The 16768-nt window shown below is 57.8% G+C and carries 14 protein-coding genes; 5 read left to right on the top strand and 9 right to left on the bottom strand.

The features are described 5' to 3' along the window. The first annotated feature begins 7 nt into the window (after nucleotides 1-7). Nucleotides 8-847 (top strand): hypothetical protein, encoded by an 840-nt coding sequence (locus WG938_RS00175; RefSeq protein WP_339976359.1) that lies wholly within the window; start codon nucleotides 8-10, stop codon nucleotides 845-847. Here WG938_RS00175 and WG938_RS00170 read toward each other — a convergent pair. From WG938_RS00170 to WG938_RS00140, 7 genes are all read right to left on the bottom strand, one after another. Then, nucleotides 817-2004 (bottom strand): N-acetylmuramoyl-L-alanine amidase, encoded by a 1188-nt coding sequence (locus WG938_RS00170; RefSeq protein ID WP_339976357.1) that lies wholly within the window; start codon nucleotides 2002-2004, stop codon nucleotides 817-819. The genes WG938_RS00175 and WG938_RS00170 overlap by 31 nt on opposite strands. 336 nt (nucleotides 2005-2340) lie before the next feature. Further along, nucleotides 2341-2661, bottom strand: a complete 321-nt coding sequence (trxA, locus tag WG938_RS00165) for a thioredoxin (RefSeq protein WP_339976355.1) — start codon at nucleotides 2659-2661, stop codon at nucleotides 2341-2343. A 77-nt stretch (nucleotides 2662-2738) separates the two neighbouring features. Further along, nucleotides 2739-3671, bottom strand: a complete 933-nt coding sequence (trxB, locus tag WG938_RS00160) for a thioredoxin-disulfide reductase (protein WP_339976353.1) — start codon at nucleotides 3669-3671, stop codon at nucleotides 2739-2741. Between the two features lie 92 nt (nucleotides 3672-3763). Then, nucleotides 3764-4381, bottom strand: coding sequence for a sigma-70 family RNA polymerase sigma factor (locus WG938_RS00155; protein ID WP_339976351.1), 618 nt, complete (start codon nucleotides 4379-4381; stop codon nucleotides 3764-3766). Nucleotides 4382-4498: 117 nt separating this feature from the next. Then, nucleotides 4499-7738: a murein biosynthesis integral membrane protein MurJ gene (murJ, locus tag WG938_RS00150; protein ID WP_339976349.1), complete on the bottom strand. Its 3240-nt coding sequence runs from the start codon at nucleotides 7736-7738 to the stop codon at nucleotides 4499-4501. A gap of 178 nt (nucleotides 7739-7916) precedes the next feature. Next, nucleotides 7917-10496: a hypothetical protein gene (locus WG938_RS00145; RefSeq protein ID WP_339976348.1), complete on the bottom strand. Its 2580-nt coding sequence runs from the start codon at nucleotides 10494-10496 to the stop codon at nucleotides 7917-7919. Continuing rightward, nucleotides 10493-11407 (bottom strand): NUDIX hydrolase, encoded by a 915-nt coding sequence (locus WG938_RS00140; RefSeq protein WP_339976346.1) that lies wholly within the window; start codon nucleotides 11405-11407, stop codon nucleotides 10493-10495. The genes WG938_RS00145 and WG938_RS00140 overlap by 4 nt, the downstream gene beginning before the upstream one ends. A 129-nt stretch (nucleotides 11408-11536) precedes the next feature. Here WG938_RS00140 and WG938_RS00135 point away from each other — a divergent pair, with 129 nt between their 5' ends. From WG938_RS00135 to WG938_RS00120, 4 genes are all read left to right on the top strand, one after another. Next, a complete protein-coding gene (locus WG938_RS00135) occupies nucleotides 11537-12952 on the top strand; it encodes a CCA tRNA nucleotidyltransferase (protein WP_445292869.1) in 1416 nt (471 codons plus the stop codon). A 34-nt stretch (nucleotides 12953-12986) separates the two neighbouring features. Then, nucleotides 12987-13622, top strand: a complete 636-nt coding sequence (locus WG938_RS00130; RefSeq protein ID WP_339976344.1) for a YqgE/AlgH family protein — start codon at nucleotides 12987-12989, stop codon at nucleotides 13620-13622. Nucleotides 13623-13755: 133 nt separating this feature from the next. Then, on the top strand, nucleotides 13756-14568 hold the full coding sequence (locus tag WG938_RS00125) for an AzlC family ABC transporter permease (RefSeq protein ID WP_339976342.1): 813 nt from the start codon (nucleotides 13756-13758) through the stop codon (nucleotides 14566-14568). Next, nucleotides 14561-14905, top strand: a complete 345-nt coding sequence (locus WG938_RS00120) for a branched-chain amino acid transporter permease (RefSeq protein WP_445292865.1) — start codon at nucleotides 14561-14563, stop codon at nucleotides 14903-14905. Before WG938_RS00125 ends, WG938_RS00120 begins: the two co-directional genes overlap by 8 nt. Nucleotides 14906-14978: 73 nt before the next feature. On the opposite strand, the gene WG938_RS00115 is transcribed toward WG938_RS00120, so the two are convergent. Beyond that, nucleotides 14979-15458, bottom strand: a complete 480-nt coding sequence (locus WG938_RS00115; protein WP_339976340.1) for a hypothetical protein — start codon at nucleotides 15456-15458, stop codon at nucleotides 14979-14981. Nucleotides 15459-15526: 68 nt separating this feature from the next. Next, the gene (locus tag WG938_RS00110; protein WP_339976338.1) at nucleotides 15527-16765 is read right to left on the bottom strand and encodes a DUF695 domain-containing protein; all 1239 of its coding nucleotides are present in this window, start codon (nucleotides 16763-16765) and stop codon (nucleotides 15527-15529) included. Between the last annotated feature and the right edge of the window lie 3 nt (nucleotides 16766-16768).

Here is a 16768-nt window from a genome sequence, read left to right as displayed (position 1 = left end):
CAAGTCCATGAGTCCCGTCTACATACAACCCATCGAGCTCACTGACCTTGATGGGATCTACTCCGAAGCCCTCAACAGCACGTTTTGGCAGACGTGCGACGAACCTGGGGTCGATTCTGGGTCCACAGAGTTGAGTAGCGGGCTGATTTCGGCTAGAAACGGTGCAGAACGGGCGTCAGAAGGCTCTCAGACGCCTTCAGATACGCGCTTCGAGAAAGAGTCTTGGCTCAATGCCGTAACGCTCACCTGGGGCCTCTGCGGCTTCTCTTTGAGACGCACAAACCAGCACACACCAATCGCCACCCTCCTCTTCGCCCCGCCGGGCTTCACGCCGCGTGCTCGTTGCCTCCCCACCGCGCCAGTATCGTCCGACGCAATCCTCCTTGCGAGCCTCCACTACGCACCCTTTGAGGTCACAGAGTCGAATCAACGAGCGCTTATCGACGTCGCCCTCAGCCACCTCACAAACCGAGGCATTAAGGCTGTCGAGGCATTCGGTTGCTCAGGCAACATCGACCAAATGGAGGAAGGAACGCTTCCAGAGAATCTCACGCTGACCGAGCAGGTCATCGATTCTCTGGATCTCAAGAATGTTGCCCATGCTTGCACTGCAGACAAGATGTCCGATGTGGCGCATGGGCCGGGAGATCTAATTAGCACGAAGGTGTTGATTGAGGCGGGCTTTACCGTCGTAAGGCCCCATCCAACGCACCCACGCCTACGAAAAAACCTCACTCCCAATCTGGATTGGAGTGAGGCGATGGGTAGTGCGTTGGACCGTCAGGTTGCCTTGCAGTCGGCCATGGGGAAGAAGAACTACGAGTTCTTCTCGGCTTCCAGAAGTTGAACGAAACTGTAGGTTCCGGTCAACGGCTGCTCGTCTTCGTCGGCAAGGTACAAGCGCTTTACTGCCACCACAATGGATTCGGCAATAGCATCGCGATCCTGCGGTGAAGTCAATACAGCGACGTCATCAGGATTGGTCAGGTAGCCAACGCACACCTCAACCGTCGGCATGCGTGTGAGACGCAGTACGTCCCACGTACGAGCATGAGTGCGGCAATCCGCGAGGGACGTCCGAGCAACAATTTCACGCTGGATCAGTCCAGACAACTGCTCGCCCAGAATGGAGCTATTTCCTGCTTCAGAGCCGAAGTAAAAGGTAGAAACACCAGAGGCGCGCTCGTTGCAGTATCCATCGGCCTGCAGAGAGATCACTACGTCCGCGCCGAATGCGTTGGCAAGTTCCGCACGGTCCTCCACTGAAGGGTTATCGGTACGTGGTCGGGACAGAATTGTTTCGGCACCGGTGGCCACAAGACGTCCTTCGATGCGTGAAGCAAGATCCCATAGGATCTCCTCTTCAGTAATCCGCCCGAATGGTCCCTGAACTACCTGACCCGGATTTCCAGAGCCAAGGCCAGGATCGATTACAATGCGCTTGCCACCGAGCTTTGGGCCAGCTGCGCGAACTGCCTCCCGCTCGTGAAACCGAACATGAGATCCGCCGGTCACCCGGCGACCGAGGTAGCTGAGGGCGCGAAGAGTCTTAGGACCACAAATACCGTCAGATTCAAGGCCGTAGTTCATCTGGTATTCGCGGACAGCGGCATCGGTTCGTGGACCAAAATGACCATCGACCCGTGCGTCGTGGAACCCAAGCTCCTGCAGAGTGGACTGCAACTGGGCGACATCCTCGCCGGTCATTGGAGTCATCGGATCAAAGCTGAGTACACGTGCGCCCAGTTTGTACGACGCTTCGCGGAGAAGGTTCAAAGTCTGATCACGGATAATGCCGTCAGCGAGAATGCCACGAGACTGCTGAAAGGCCAGAAGAGCTTCGCACAGCTCTTCGTCAAAAACGTCGTCATCTCCAGACCATTGTGGAGAATTGCCACCAGAGACATCGCCACCCCAATTGGGGAGCAGTCCAAGGCGAGCCAGAGTGGAACGAACCTCAGCTACGCGAGGTGAACGGTCCCCAACCTGGAGAAACTCTGGCACGTCGACTCCCTTCGAATTCACGACAGTGAAAGGCAGCTTTCATGCGCCTAACGTGTGAATAGACTACCAGCTAGAGCAAAAAAAGCTTGGAACAAAATACGGGTTAGACCTGGTGTTTAATAACGATCCAATAGTTAATGACTATCGAGATCGTTAATAGTTCACGGTGTTCAGCTATGGATAACTAGCGAACCCACCAGAACCACAGAAGTTTACATCCAAAACACACTTAACGTGCCACCGAAACTAGGGGCACGCCATAATGTGATCCGACTAACGCCGGGAATCCAACGGAGTACCCCTGTTCAGCGCCACACATCGCACAGGGCGCGGCAATTAGGCGTGAGCTTCGAGCTTCGCGCGGATATCGGACTTTGGACGAACACCGACAAGTTCCTCGACCTTCTGGCCATCCTTAAAGATCAGGACAGTAGGAATCGACATGATCTGGAACATGCCAGCGAGCGTGCGCTCCTCATCGACGTTCACCTTGGCGAAAACAGCCTGGTCAGCCATTTCTTCAGACAACTGATCAATCACTGGACCGAGCTTGCGGCAAGGTCCACACCACTCTGCCCAGAAGTCAACGAGAACTGGCTTGTCAGAGTCGATGACAGTGGACTTGAAGGAATCGGTCTTTACATTGATAACGGACATGGGAGTACCTCCGACGGATAGAAGATTAAAGGGTCAATGGTGGTGCACAGTGGGACATCGCGCCACGCAAGTGGTGACTACTGCTCCAGCGATGCGATGTAGTGTTCAACATCAAGAGCAGCCGTGCAGCCAGTACCTGCGGCCGTAATGGCCTGCTGATAGTGGGAGTCAACCAAGTCTCCTGCTGCAAACACACCAGGTAGAGACGTTTTCGTCGAAGGGGAATCGACCTTGACGTAGCCGTCCTCGTCCAACTCGACCTGATCCTTGACCATCGTAGAACGTGGGTCATGGCCAATAGCTACAAACATAGCGGTAACTGGTAGTTCAGACTTTTCACCGGTGACGGTATCGGTCAGCTCCAGCCCAGTGACATTGCCGTCACCCAAAACCTTGGACACAACCTTGTTGGTAGCAAAGCGGATTTTCTCGTTTGCCTTAGCGCGCTCAACCATAATAGCGGAAGCGCGGAACTCGTCCCGACGATGAACAATCGTGACCGACTTAGCGAACTTGGTCAAGAACGTTGCTTCCTCCATCGCGGAGTCACCGCCACCAACTACTGCAATGTCGTGGTCGCGGAAGAAGAAGCCATCGCAAGTAGCACACGAGCTGACACCGTGGCCCAGCAACTCGTTCTCGCCCTCAGCACCGATGTAGCGAGGTGCTGCACCCATAGCCAGAATGACAGCGCGAGCCTGATGCTCTTCCTCGCCCACCCAGACCTTCTTGATATCACCGGTGAGATCCATGCGGTCCACAATCTCCATCCGCAGATCCGCACCGAAACGCTCGGCCTGTGCACGCATCTGATCCATCAGTTCTGGGCCCTGGATACCCTGAGCGAAACCTGGGAAGTTTTCGACCTCAGTAGTGGTCATCAGCGAACCACCAAACTCAATGCCCTCGAAAACGACCGGCTTCATTTCTGCGCGTGCAGCATAAATTGCTGCGGTGTATCCAGCAGGGCCCGATCCGACGATGATGACATCGTGAATGGTCTCGCTCATGGTTGTGCCTCCAATAATCATGTGTAGATCACTCTGCCACCCACAGTATTAGGGTGCGAGCAAATCCTAGGTGTCTGAACCACACAACATGATTACCCGCTCAGGTATTCCCGCATGTGTACCCGCGCCCGTGCGCGGCGTGACTTGATAGTCCCCTCCGCGACCCCGAAAACCTGCGCAGCCTCAGCTACCGAAAACCCCATGACATCGACTGCCTGCACCACGATTCGTTGATCTGCTGACAGTCGACGCAATGCAGAGTGCATGGTGAGCAACAACGTCGGATCCGATGTGCCTTGCCGAAACTGTTCGGCATCGGCCATGGCGGCGATGTCATCGACGCCGCCATGCGTGTGCTCGCAGCGACGCCGCAGCCGATCACGACAGGTATTCACCACAATGCGATTTAGCCACGTTGACACTTCGGCATCACCCCGATAGGAATGCGCCTTCGTCATGGCCTTGAACCATGCATCCTGCAAGGCATCTGACGCGTCTGCGTCCCCGTAACTGTAGTTCCGGGCGAGCCATTGCAGCTGGCGTTGATACTTGTGCATCAATCTGCCAAACGCCCGCATGTCCCCCGCGACATGAGCATCCAATAACTCGGTGTCTCCCGCAGCCCCCGCTGCTGGCCGAACCCGAACTGACTTACTTTGCTTATGGTCTACGCGCGCCGACAGCGCCGTGACCCTCCCCCCGAAGTTCACAGCCCCATCTCAACACACGGTGAGACGGGGCGCGACTTTATTTCTGGAAGAAAAATACCACTTGTGGATACTTCCCTAACTGTGGACTAATCCTCGTGCCAAGCACGAACCACTGAACTACTGCTTGACGACGACCTCCGCAATCGACACCGGCGCAAAGACCTGCGGGCTGCTTTCAGGCAACTTCGTCACCCAAATGAGGAGATAGCGACTAGCAGGTGCGTCGTTAAGCGAAACCGTAGCGACCTTGTCGGTCAGGGTGGTTTTGCCGATGACGGCAGTCGTCGTCAGATCCGTGTTTGTGCCATCGGTGAGCGTGCGGATCTCGAGCTCCGCGTCTGGAGAGCCAAGAATTTCGACTGACTCCGGTGAGATGTCCTCGTCGAATTCTAAGAGCACACCAATGCCCGGCTTGAATGCCGTTGGCCCGAATTGCTCGAAGTACTGGCTCGATTCCCAGGCAGTTGCAGGGTCCTCATCGGTCGCGTTCGCGGCACTCTGCGGATTATCTGGACCCGCTTGTGGATTCGGATTCTGCGCCTGCCATTCCGCGACGGACGCAGGCTTGACGACGCGCTCCCCAATCTTCTCTTCTGCCACCTGTGGACCGCGCTTCACGGAGTCTGGCGTCAGAGGGGCATCGTCGGAACGGTTCAGCCACGCGAATGCGGCAGTGGCCAGCAGGGCAATAACGATCACCGACGCAATTACGATGGCGCTGGTGCTGAGCAATAGCTTCTTCGGTGCGCGCTCATGCTGGAGTGGCTGCGCCACGGACTTCATCGCGGGATCAGATGGAGCATCCGTGTCCGAGGAAATCACTTGGAACTCTTCGGAATCCGGGCCAAAGGCGACCTTACGAAGATCGTGAGCGAGCTTCGCAGCAGCACCCTGCTCGACTGGCTGACGTGTTGAGTCAAGGAGTTGGCGAATGTCAGACGGTACGTGCTGACACTTATTTGTCAGCGCCTGGAGTGAATCTCCAATGCAGTGCATGTCGGACTGAGGCGTGGATCCCGGCAATGGTGTTGGGAATGCCAGAACGACATCGCCGGCCGTCGAAATGCGGAGTGCGTCGGTGTGCTTCAGACCAAGCGATGCGTCCTTCTCGTGAGCCGCGCCGGCAGCTTCCGAGAGGGTAGCCACGGCGATGGCAGCAGCATCTGGGTTAGGCGTCTGAGCCAGAGCATCGAAAGCAATACCTGGAACCCAGTCGGCGGAAATCAAGACATCGGTACGGGATGCGGCGGCACTACGAATCGATGCAATGCCCGGAGCCTCAATCTCCATCAACCTCTGCGCACGCGAAGCAATATCGCGCGCAGCTTCCATTGGCATGAGGCCCGTGTATGGCAGCGCCAAGGTATCGATGAACACGAGCGCGACTTCATCGCGATTCGGGCTCATCTGATCCGTTGCGCGCCAGTATCGGATACCCGGACGCGTGCCCTGTTCGGAACGCAGGCGGAAGCGACCGCCCATCACAATCTCGCCAGGCACGAAGCGGGTTGGTCGGGAGGCATCGGTAGGCATTGGAGGCATGAGTGGCGATGCCGTGAAGCCCTCGCCAGCCAGACCCGCAGACTCGCCAACGAGTGCCATTGGTGCAGCCGTGAAGCCGTCCGCAGCGAAGGAGTCGGAGCTGAACTGCTCGTCGCTCTTCTCCTTGCTTGGTGACGGCGCGAACCGGCGCAAACCTGGAATACGGCCGAGCATCCCACCGACAGTGCGAACCTCGTCAAGGTTCGAACGTGACAGCACGATACCCGTGACAATGAGGAAAACAACGCCACAGATTGCCACACTGACGATCATGCCCACACCGCTTGTCACGGTGCCCGGCTCGCCCATTTCACTGAGCTTCATGGTGAAGCGCCCCAGCACCCATGCAACGCCACCGCCGATGATTGAGGCGATCAGCGCCCAAGAAGTTGTCTTCACGACGGAGCGCAGCTGAAGGTTACCGAGTGTTCGTCGCAAAAGTAGGTAGCCAATGACAGCACCGGCAGCGAAACCAAAGCCGTTCGCGGCACCGAGCAAAACCACTACGACCTTGCCGGAGGAAGCGACGAGTGGAGCAGCCATCGACAGCACGATCTTGACGAAGGTAATACCGAGAATGATGAACGTCGGAGTCCACGCTTCTTCGCGTGCATAGAAGACACGAAGGTGCAAAAGTACTACCGCATACGGCAGCAGCGAGAATGCGGAGAACGACAGCGTCCAGCCGAGGATCTTGGCTGTCTCCACATCGAAGTTGCCGTATGCGAACAAGGCAATAGCGATGGGCTGACCGAATATGGTGAAGAACACCACGATAGGAATCAGCGCGAGCATGGTCAGGCGAGTACCGACTGACAAATCTCGGACGACAGCGCGGTCGTTGCCGTCCGCAGCATTGCGAGACAGCCGAGGCATGATCGCGGTCAACAACGTCACGCCGATGATGCCGTACGGCACCTGCAACAGCAGCCAATGCTGTTGGTACACCGTCGGGGCGGCAGCATCTGCCATGGAGGCGATGCGCGTCGTAATGACATAGCCCAACTGCGACACCGCCACGTACGCGACAATGGCGATACCCATCGAGCCGAACTGCTTGATGCGGTCATCAATTCCCCACAGCGGGCGCAAATCGATACCCGCCCGTCGTAGAGGCGGAATCATGATGAGGGCCTGCACAACAACACCTAACGTGGTGCCGATGCCAAGTAGCAGAATGTGCGGATCGCTCAGCGAACCCTCGCTGGTTTCCGAAATACTGCCAGGAATAAGCCAATAAACGGCCAGCGTTGCGATGGCAATAATGTTGTTCGCAACTGGCGCCCAGGCCCCGGGTTTGAACACACCCTTCGTGTTCAACACTGCCATGAGCAGCGAGAACACACCATAGAAAATGATCTGCGGTAACAGTAAGAAGGCGAATGCTGTAGACAGCGGGACGTTGACCTTACCGTCAGCGTCCAGTGTTACTCGCGTCAGAATCGGTGCTCCAATCACTGTCACCACAGTGATGAACGCCAGCAGCGACAGCGACACAGTGAGCAGTCGTCTGATGAAGGCCGCACCCCGGTCGGGGTCTTCCTTCTCTGCACGAACCAATACTGGCACGACTAGCGAGGTCAGTACGGCGCCGAGCACGATCTCGGTAATAAGATTCGGCAGCGTATTGGCCGTATTAAACGCAGACGCCACCGCCGGTCCGAGCGTGATACCAATCAGCGCATTACGGAGGAACCCGGTAATGCGCGAGATCAGCGTCGCAATTGCCATCGAACCCGTCGAACGTACAACATCGGAATCGCTTTGCGACGATTCGTCGCTAGCCGTTGCCACCGTCGAAGTGGTAGCTGGCACGGCAGGTTGATTCTTTGGATGCTGCGTCAGGTTTGGCGCGAGCTCGGAGCTTGGCGAGGGCCGAGGGGCCCGCCGAACCGGAACGGGTGCCGGCGGAGCGGGTTTTCGTATTCGGCTTCGCTGTCCAAATTGTTGAGCATCGGGATCAGTCACTCCCCCATTGTGGCTGATTTGACGCCTACTTTCGGAATCGACGCGACCTAGTGGCACCGAAGATTAAAGCTCCGATAGCGAGCAAAGCCGTGAAGATAATGATGGCGGTCGTACTGACACCCGATCGAATAGCCACATCCGTTGGAGTCGAAATCTGAGTTCCCGCGGGCGTTTCCAACCACATCTCGAGGCTTTTATGTGATGTCTGCCCATGTGTCTGCGGATCCAACTGCACAGTGACAGAGCCCTTCGCTGGCAGCACGGCTGAGTGCTTCGATGCCTCGTCACCACCATCGCCCTTCACCCTGACGACGACCGGCACCGGCAAAGGAAGACCGTTCCGACCAAGCACCACAATCGGGGACATACCGGTCGCGCGAGTGAACAAGCCACCGGGAGTCACCAACGAAACAGAGTTTCGAAGCTGATCGACCATGGAACCCGCGCCATTGCGAATTGAGCGGGCTCGGGTGTCCATGGCGACGTGCTCTGCACGGTTGCGTCGCCATTCACTGCTGAATGACCGGAGGAGATCTCGTCGTAACGGAAGTGTGAAACCGTAGCGAGTCAGAGTCACGTTCGGATCGTCGGCCATAAATTGAGCCAACGATGTGAGTTCGCGCGACAACTGCTGGACGTGCAGAACTTCCGAATCTGGCGTCGCGCCCGGGTCAGGGTTCGGCGCCGCTGCCTTGACGGAGCCGATGTTGTGTTTCGTTGCGGACTCATTGATGACCTCATACAGAGGCACCGGAGTGGTAGTGCCAGCGTCGAACGTGCCAGAGACGGCGGTCAGCCATGCCGTTACGTCATCCTTGGATACGGACCAACTCGTCGGCGGCACCGCAACCACACTGCGCGCTGTCTGCTCGGGCTCAGGCGTAGGGCGCTCGGCTTCAGTCTCCTCGCCCGGGGTGGCTTCCTCAGTTTCAGCCTGCTCCGCCATTACCTGAGCAGCCGCGGCTGAATCGGCAATCTCTTGATGCAGAGTTCCCACCGCCGTCTGCATGCGTGCTTGCGAGGAATCGAGCGCCAAGTCGTACCGACCCTCTAGAGCCGAAAAACCCGCCTGCTCCGGCTTCGACCCCGTTGCCGCCAACGCTGCTGTCAGCGCGCCGGGCACAGCGAACGCATGGACATTTTCGGCGAGAACTCCTGTCTCACCACTCAGCGCAATGTTTCCATCATCGCGAGTGAGGGAATTGCCTGCCACGAGTGCCGTCGTCACGCCCGAATCCGAGGGAGCCGATTCGGGGGGTGTGGCAGGATCCTGGGCCTCGGCGTTCGGCTGCTCCGGCGACGCCGTCGTTTCTGCCGAAGGATACGGAGTTAGTTCCGACGACGCTCGCAGCGCGTTATTGCGTGGGCTCAGCCACCGCACACTTTCCGGGGTGAGATAGCCCTCCGGCGGTGCAATGACATTGTTCAGGGGAGTTGTCTCTGCTTGCGTTGCGACGACTTCCGTCCCCGCAAACAAACCCTCTGACACAAGTTCCACGTCATTTGTCTTTGCGATGGCATTTACCTCAGCAGAGGCCCACGGCAGCGAGAAGACACACGTGTCGGATGCAATAGAACGGAACCGGGCGAGCCAGTCGGCCGCAGCCTCAGCGCCAGTGCCCTCCGTGAGACCCTCGTTGTCATTGTTGCCCCACGAGTCGCGCAAGCGTTGCGACTTCTTCACGGGGCTTGGCCGAGACGCGCCGACCAGATAGCCGTCGCTCATACGAACGACCGCATCAAGAGTCTCCGGATCGATGGCAACGCAAGTTGCCTTCTTCAGCTGGGCTCCATTCGGTCCAGACATGCCGGATTCCAACGTAGCCAGCAGGGTATCGAGACGACCACCTGGCTCCAATGACCGCGCCAAGGACTCATCTGACATGATCAGCTCGGCAGCCTCGGGTGCGTCGCCCGTTTCACCTGGAACCACAGGAACGGTTTCTGCCAACGGCCACACCAGCGACAGCGGGACATCGGGAGCTTCGTTTTCCGGGTCAGGTGGTGTGTTCACGGGCAGCAACGTGCGTGTTTCGGCAAGAAACTGAACGATGTCATTGCCAGGCGCACCATTGGCATTAATTAACAGCGGATACACGCCAGCTTCGTTGATACTCAGACCCTCTGGAGCATTCGCATCTACTGGCGCGGTGACAGTTACTGTCTTCCTCTCTTTCGGCTTCAACGAGAACGAATCGCCGAAATTGGTCACGTAACCAAATGCGTTTTCGGCATTGGCAAGAGATGTCCGAGCATCCTCAACACCATTGAGGCGTTCACCGCGTTGCAGCCGCAACGCAATATCCGAGACCTTTTGCTCTGACGTATTACGCACTGTGACCTGCACACTCACGTAATTTTCGGGCGCTGCAACCTGCGGGCTGACGCTATCAATTGACAAAGCCAACGGCCCCATCGATTCGCCGACAACCTGATACGACTCAGAACCGCGAGCGGAGGCACTTCCCCATTGCTCGGCAATCGAGTCGTCGTCAGGTGCAGTCGGAACCGCAGGCTGAGCAGTAGCCACAACCGGCATCACGACCGCTAAAAGCGCGCAGCTGACCGATGCAGCTGTCGCCCTGCGTCCGCGATAAACACTCATGAGCGTGGTGTGGCCCGTCCGGCGTGCTTCTCCGCCTTGGCTAGCTCTGGCAAAAGATCATGGGCGCGGCGGGCGAGTTTGCGCTCATCCGCATACGCCAGGTTCTCAACCAATGTCGAGGCTGGCACCCATGATACTTCGGTGACTTCTGGGTCTTCGTCGTTAAGATCTCCGTCCACAAAGCGCAGTAAGTAATGGTGCACCGTCTTATGAATCCGTGTGCCATCCGACACGAACCAATAGTCGATGACACCCAGCTCAGTCAGCACCTTGCCATGGATTCCGGTTTCTTCCCAGACTTCCCGCTCAGCGGTACTGTCATGGGCTTCCCCGGCCTCGACGTGCCCCTTCGGCATCGACCACAGCAAACGACCGCGACGGTCAAGCCGACCGATCAGCGCCACATAAATGCGTGATAGATCGACACTTCCATCCGGCTGGACCGCCTCCGCGAGACCCGACACCACAAGACCGCCTGCCGACGTCTCGATCGACGTCTTCATCCCACCACGGTTCGCATTCGCATTCCGTGCTGGTGCTGGACGACGACTCGGCCTGCGAGCAGCACTTCCCCGGCGACGCTGGTTGCGTGCTTGGGAGGTGCCGGACTTGCTGGTATTGGACTTAGTGGTGCCAGTCTTGGCCGTGCCAGTCTGCTTCGACTTCTGGCCCTTAGCTGTGGCTCCGCTGCGACGGCGACGATTGCGATTCGCATTCGTCGGCCTGTCCTTCTGCTGGTTGCCACCCTGCTGACCGCCACCCTGCTGGCTGCTCGCCTGCTGGTGTCCGGACTGCTGACCACCAGCATGCTTCGTGCTGTGCTGGTTGCTCCTACTGCGCCGTCGCGGACGTCGGCGACGTGGCTGTTGCTGCGACGTCGCCGATGACTCCGTGCGATCGGCATTGTTCATTCCTCATACGTTACCGGTCGGCGCAAATGGAGCGGGTATCGAGCGGGTATTGTGTCGGACGTGACTTCTTCGTTCAATACTTCATCTCCAACTGGGCCTACTCCTGATGCGACAGCTAAGCGCATGGGAATGTTGGCGGTGGCAGATCAAGCTATTGAAAAGGAATCGGCGATCTTGACTCCGCTGGCTGCGGAATTCAACAAGCGTGGGCATTCCTTATATCTGGTGGGCGGTTCCGTCCGCGATGCGTTGTTGGGCCGTCTTGGCAATGACCTTGACTTCACGACGGACGCTCGCCCAGACACCACCCGCGAGATTCTGGATAGCTGGGCCGAGGTGGTCTGGGACACCGGCATTGAGTTTGGCACGCTATCTGCGGAGAAGCGTGGTCGCCAGATCGAGATCACGACATTTCGTGCGGATACGTACGATCAAGTCAGTCGCAACCCCGAGGTCACTTTCGGCGACACCCTTGAGGGCGATCTCATCCGACGTGACTTCCGATGCAACGCTATCGCCGTAGCAGTGAGGGGCGACGACTCCCGTGAATTCATCGATCCACTTGGTGGCTTCGATGACGTCGTCGCAGGTGTCTTGGACACGCCAGGTGAACCGGAAGTCAGTTTCGGCGACGACCCACTGCGCATGTTGCGCGCTTGCCGCTTTGCCTCGCAACTGGGCTTCACCGTCGCACCGCGGGTGCTGGAAGCCCTGTCGGACATGAGTGGCCAGATCACTCGCATTACCGTCGAGCGAATCGGCGCTGAACTGGACAAGTTGATTTGTGGCGCTGATCCGTCGTTAGGCATCGACCTGATGGTGGAATCGGGACTCGCGGAGTTTATCATTCCCGAGATTCCAGCGATGAAAATGACGCAGGACGAACACCGCCAACACAAAGACGTGTATCAGCACTCCCTGCAAGTCATGCGTCAGGCAATGGAGCAGGAAGAACCCGGCGAACCAGACTTGGTGCTTCGTTGGGCAGCCCTCCTCCACGACTGCGGAAAACCAAACACCCGGGCGTACTCGGAATCAGGCGCGGTGACTTTCCACCACCACGAAGTTGTCGGCGCAAAGCTTGTTCGACGTCGCTTCCGCAAACTCAAGTACGCCAAGAAAACGACGGAGGACATCGCGCAGTTGGTATTCCTGCACATGCGCTTCCATGGTTACGGCGATGCAAAGTGGACAGACTCAGCGGTGCGACGCTACGTCACCGATGCCGGAGACCTGTTGCCACGGTTGAACAAGATTGTGCGGGCGGACTGTACGACGAGGAATCGTCGCAAAGCAGCACGATTGGCGCGAGCCTGCGATGATTTAGAAGTACGGATCGACGAGCTCGCTGCAGCCGAAGATTTAGCAAAAGTGCGCCCGGACTTGGACGGCAACGACATCATGGAAATCCTGGACCTAAAGCCAGGGCCGGAAGTCGGAGCAGCCTGGAAGCACATGAAAGAAGTGCGACTAGACAAGGGGCCACTGGAACGCGAAGATGCGATCCTGGAGCTAAAGCACTGGTGGGAAGAGTTTCAAGGGTGACATTGAGGGTGAGGAACGCAAGATAATGAGCGACATGGAATCTTCCGATTTGTTCGGCGACCGACTGTTTAATGCTCTCGAGCGTAACGACCCGGCAGCAGGAACGCTGCTGGTGGCCGCGCCGGGCATGATGGCACCAGAGTTCGCGCGATCAGTCATTTTCATCATCGAGCACGATGCGAATGGCACGTTGGGCGTGGATTTGACTGCTCGTTCGGAGACCCCGGTGCATAACGTCATGGAATCCTGGGCCCCGCTGATGCATAAGCCACCGGTGGTCTACATTGGTGGTCCAGTGAATCAAACGCAGCCTCTGTGCATTGGCGTGCTGAAGAACGGTGTCAAGGATGTGCCGGAAACAGTTGCCCCTGACAATGGACTGCCAATGATGGAGAAGCTCGCCCACCGCTTTGCCCTACTCAACTTGGGTGCTGACCCGAATGGATTCAGCGACTACATTGAGTCTGCTCGTATTTTTGTGGGCTACGCGGGCTGGGAGCCTGGTCAGCTTCACGACGAAATCCAGCGAGGCGACTGGTTCGTCGCGCCAGCATTGCCGTCGGATGTACTCGCTCCAGCGGGTGCGGATGTTTGGGGTGATGTGATGCGTCGTCAGTCATGGCCACTTCCGATGTATGCAACTTTCCCGATGGATGTCCGGGATAACTAGGCGGATTGATAACTGGGCGCATTGCCCGCTGCCACTACCGCTAGTTGAGGCTGACTGGTAGTTCCAGGTAATTTGGCTGCTCGCAGAGTCAGTTTCACGTGAAACGTGTGCGATGAGGGTGGGAGGTCAGATTATGTCGAACGATGGGACTCCGGCAGAGGTACCGGCGGAGGCACCGACATCCTTGGAAAGTGCTCCCTCAATCGGAACTGAAGTCGCTGGCGGCGTGAAAGAGGCGTTGCCTGTTGCGGCGGGTTTGATCCCCTTGGGGCTGGCGTTTGGCCTGGTCGTGGTGCAGGCGGGCTTGTCTTGGTGGTGGGCACCGCTGTTTTCCGTGATTATCTTCGCCGGTTCGATGGAGTATCTCGCAGTGGGGCTAATCATGGCCCATACGGGTCTCATCGGTTCGGCGGTTACCGCTTTCATGGTGAATTTCCGCCACATCTTCTATGGGCTGACATTTCCCCGTGATGTGATCACGTCTCGCCTCGGTCGGGCGTATTCGACGTACGCACTTATCGACGAGACGTATGCCATCATCTCCTCCAGGCGTCCGAGCGCTCCTAAGTTGACCGGGCCGAGGCTGTTAGCCATCCAGGTGTTTTGCCAGTCTATGTGGGTGTTGCCAGCGACAATCGGTGCGCTGGCAGGCGCTGCCCTGCCCGAAGGAATCAAGGGTGCAGAGTTCGCGCTCGTAGCGCTATTCGCTGTGCTGGCACTTGATGCTTTCGAGGTGAATAAGGACTGGTCACTGCCCTTTTTTGCGGTAGTGTGCACGCTCATCGGAGGTGCGATTTGGCCATCCCAGATGCTGGTCCTGGGACTGGTTCTGTACTTCTTGTTGCTGCTGCTTCGAAGCTTCAATCCTCGAGTGGACGAGGCACTGACGTGGCGCTCAACGCATGTTGAGGATGTCGCGGGGACGGGCGGTGAGAAGCGTGCCTAGCAGTGGTTTTGTACTGGCATCACTGTTGGTGATGGGTGCCGTGACGGTGCTTCTTCGCTGGCTGCCTTTCGCATTTGTGAGGGCGCTGAAGGGCTCTTCCCTATTCCAGTTCTTGGGTGTCACTATGCCTGTCGGCGTGATGGTCGCTCTCGTTGTATACACGGTGTTCGCACGTATGGGCATCGGTGCGCAAAATGTTGGCGACCCTGGGGGAATGTGGGCGGCACCTCTAGCGCTGCTGGCTACTTTCGTCCTGCACCTGTGGCGACGAAGCGCGGTGCTCGCTGTTTTCGCTGGTACTGGTGTGTATATGGTGCTGGTGAATGTAGTGGTATGAGGCTGGGGGAACAAGCACCGCCTTCTTACCGTCAGCTCTGCTTTCTAACCACAAGCTCAGATGTCTGCGCATGTCACAGCACACGCAGAGTCTGCCACTGTCCGAACTCTGGAAGATCTCGATAGAGCGAAGCTACCGGCATGCCCCGACGATCAGCTACTTCGACGATTGAACTGTCTCGTTGCCTGATCTGGATCGTGCCGGTGCCGTCTTCCCTGTTCTCTACGGTCATAGTCTTGATTGCCAAAGAGTTGTTGCGCACCAGCAACTCTTCCTTTGGCGGGAATTGTCGAACCATGGCTCGGGTTGCAAACAGTCGGTCCCCCGCGGTCGGCGAGAACCATACCTCTGCCTCCACAACGCCGGGTTCAATCTGCTCGAATACGGTGAAAGCGGGCCGCGGTCCGGTGGTCACCACGACGTAATAGGGCACGATTCCGGTGGAGGCATCAACGGGTGGCAGGATCGTCAATAATGCACTTGGGTCACGATATCGTCGCCGGGCTTCGGCTTCGTCGATAAAGCCGTGACCAGGCATAGGCTTCTGAGTCATGTAGCTAAATTGTCCGCAGTAAGTCCAGCTCACCTTCTCCGATTCGACGACGGTCACCCCCACTCCCCCTACACCCGCAAGTGTCCTACACGCTCCCACGCTGGGTCATACGTCGCTTCAACATCGACCTGGCCTTCACTCCACCCTCGTGCGATGCGCTCCAAACGCTGCGCAGGAGTCTCAGTTTCGACATCAACGAGACCGGCCTCAGAGCCAGCCGAGCTTACCGAATCGACATACGCATGCAGCAAGTACACGCCATCTGAAGTCTCGGTGGCAACGACCACGCCGTCTTCCCCGAGCGCATCGATCAGCTTGGCGTTCATCTCCGTAATCGCCTTATGCGACTGCTCGTCCGGTAGCTTTTTCTCATCCAAACCGGTGTACAGCAACTGGATAACCACATGCTCCGTGAACAATGGATTGACCAGCTGCACCAGTGGCGCGCTCGTCGTTACGCGAACCGGTTCACCGTTTGCTTCCGCATCAATTGTGAGCCAACCTGGGCAATCCTCGGCAACCTTCGCGATCTCCTGATGCAAGTCCGGGAGCGCCACACTATTCGGCGGATCCACCTCAGAGAACGCGAAATTGCGCAGCCACAGCCCAAAATCTTCCTCACCGAGAGCAAGTTGCATCATGGTGAAACCAAGCTGAATCACCGACCGCTGCCCTGACTCACCCTTGCGAGCCAACTCCTCGAACGCCGGATGGTACAAACGCACATCGACGAAGCCGTTCCCCGGCGTGCACTGGACGCGTGCATCGGCTGGATCGATGGTCTGCATGTTCGCCGAACCATCGTGCTTTTCGACGAGCCGCCCTTCCGCATCAACGACCGGACCCATGTCCCAGTCGATAGGCATGGCTGGATCTGCTTGGCGAAGGTCGGTGAAGGCCCAGGTGGCGTCGTCGTCAGGTGCTGAATTGAGCCAGCGACGAGCGATTGGTCGAAGCTCGGGATCGCCGGCGGCGGTGACAGTCATGAGGTGCTTCGACAGCGGTGCGCCGGGTTCGAATCCCCAAATCAGTCGTGGGTGGATAGCCGCGAGACGGCCACCAACTTCGTCCTGAATATCGATGGTCTCGACAGGTGCGGCGGAAGCAGCGGTCGAGCCAGGGGTGTCGCTGCCAGCCATGTCATTGGTGTTGACCATTGCCGAGAACATGCCGTCGAGCACGTCGGCGCCAGTCTCCTGCCACCAGTCCCAGAACGCTTCGATAGCCTCCTGCTGTGCTTCGCGGAACAGCGGCGCGTTGGGGTTCGGCGGGACGTTGTTGCCTGGCTGGGTGGTGTCAGTCGTCACTGG

The sequence above is a fragment of the Corynebacterium sp. H113 genome (assembly GCF_037572315.1).
Lineage (GTDB): Bacteria > Actinomycetota > Actinomycetes > Mycobacteriales > Mycobacteriaceae > Corynebacterium.
Note: the sequence above shows the minus strand (reverse complement) of the source record. Positions and strands in the feature narration are given on the sequence as shown.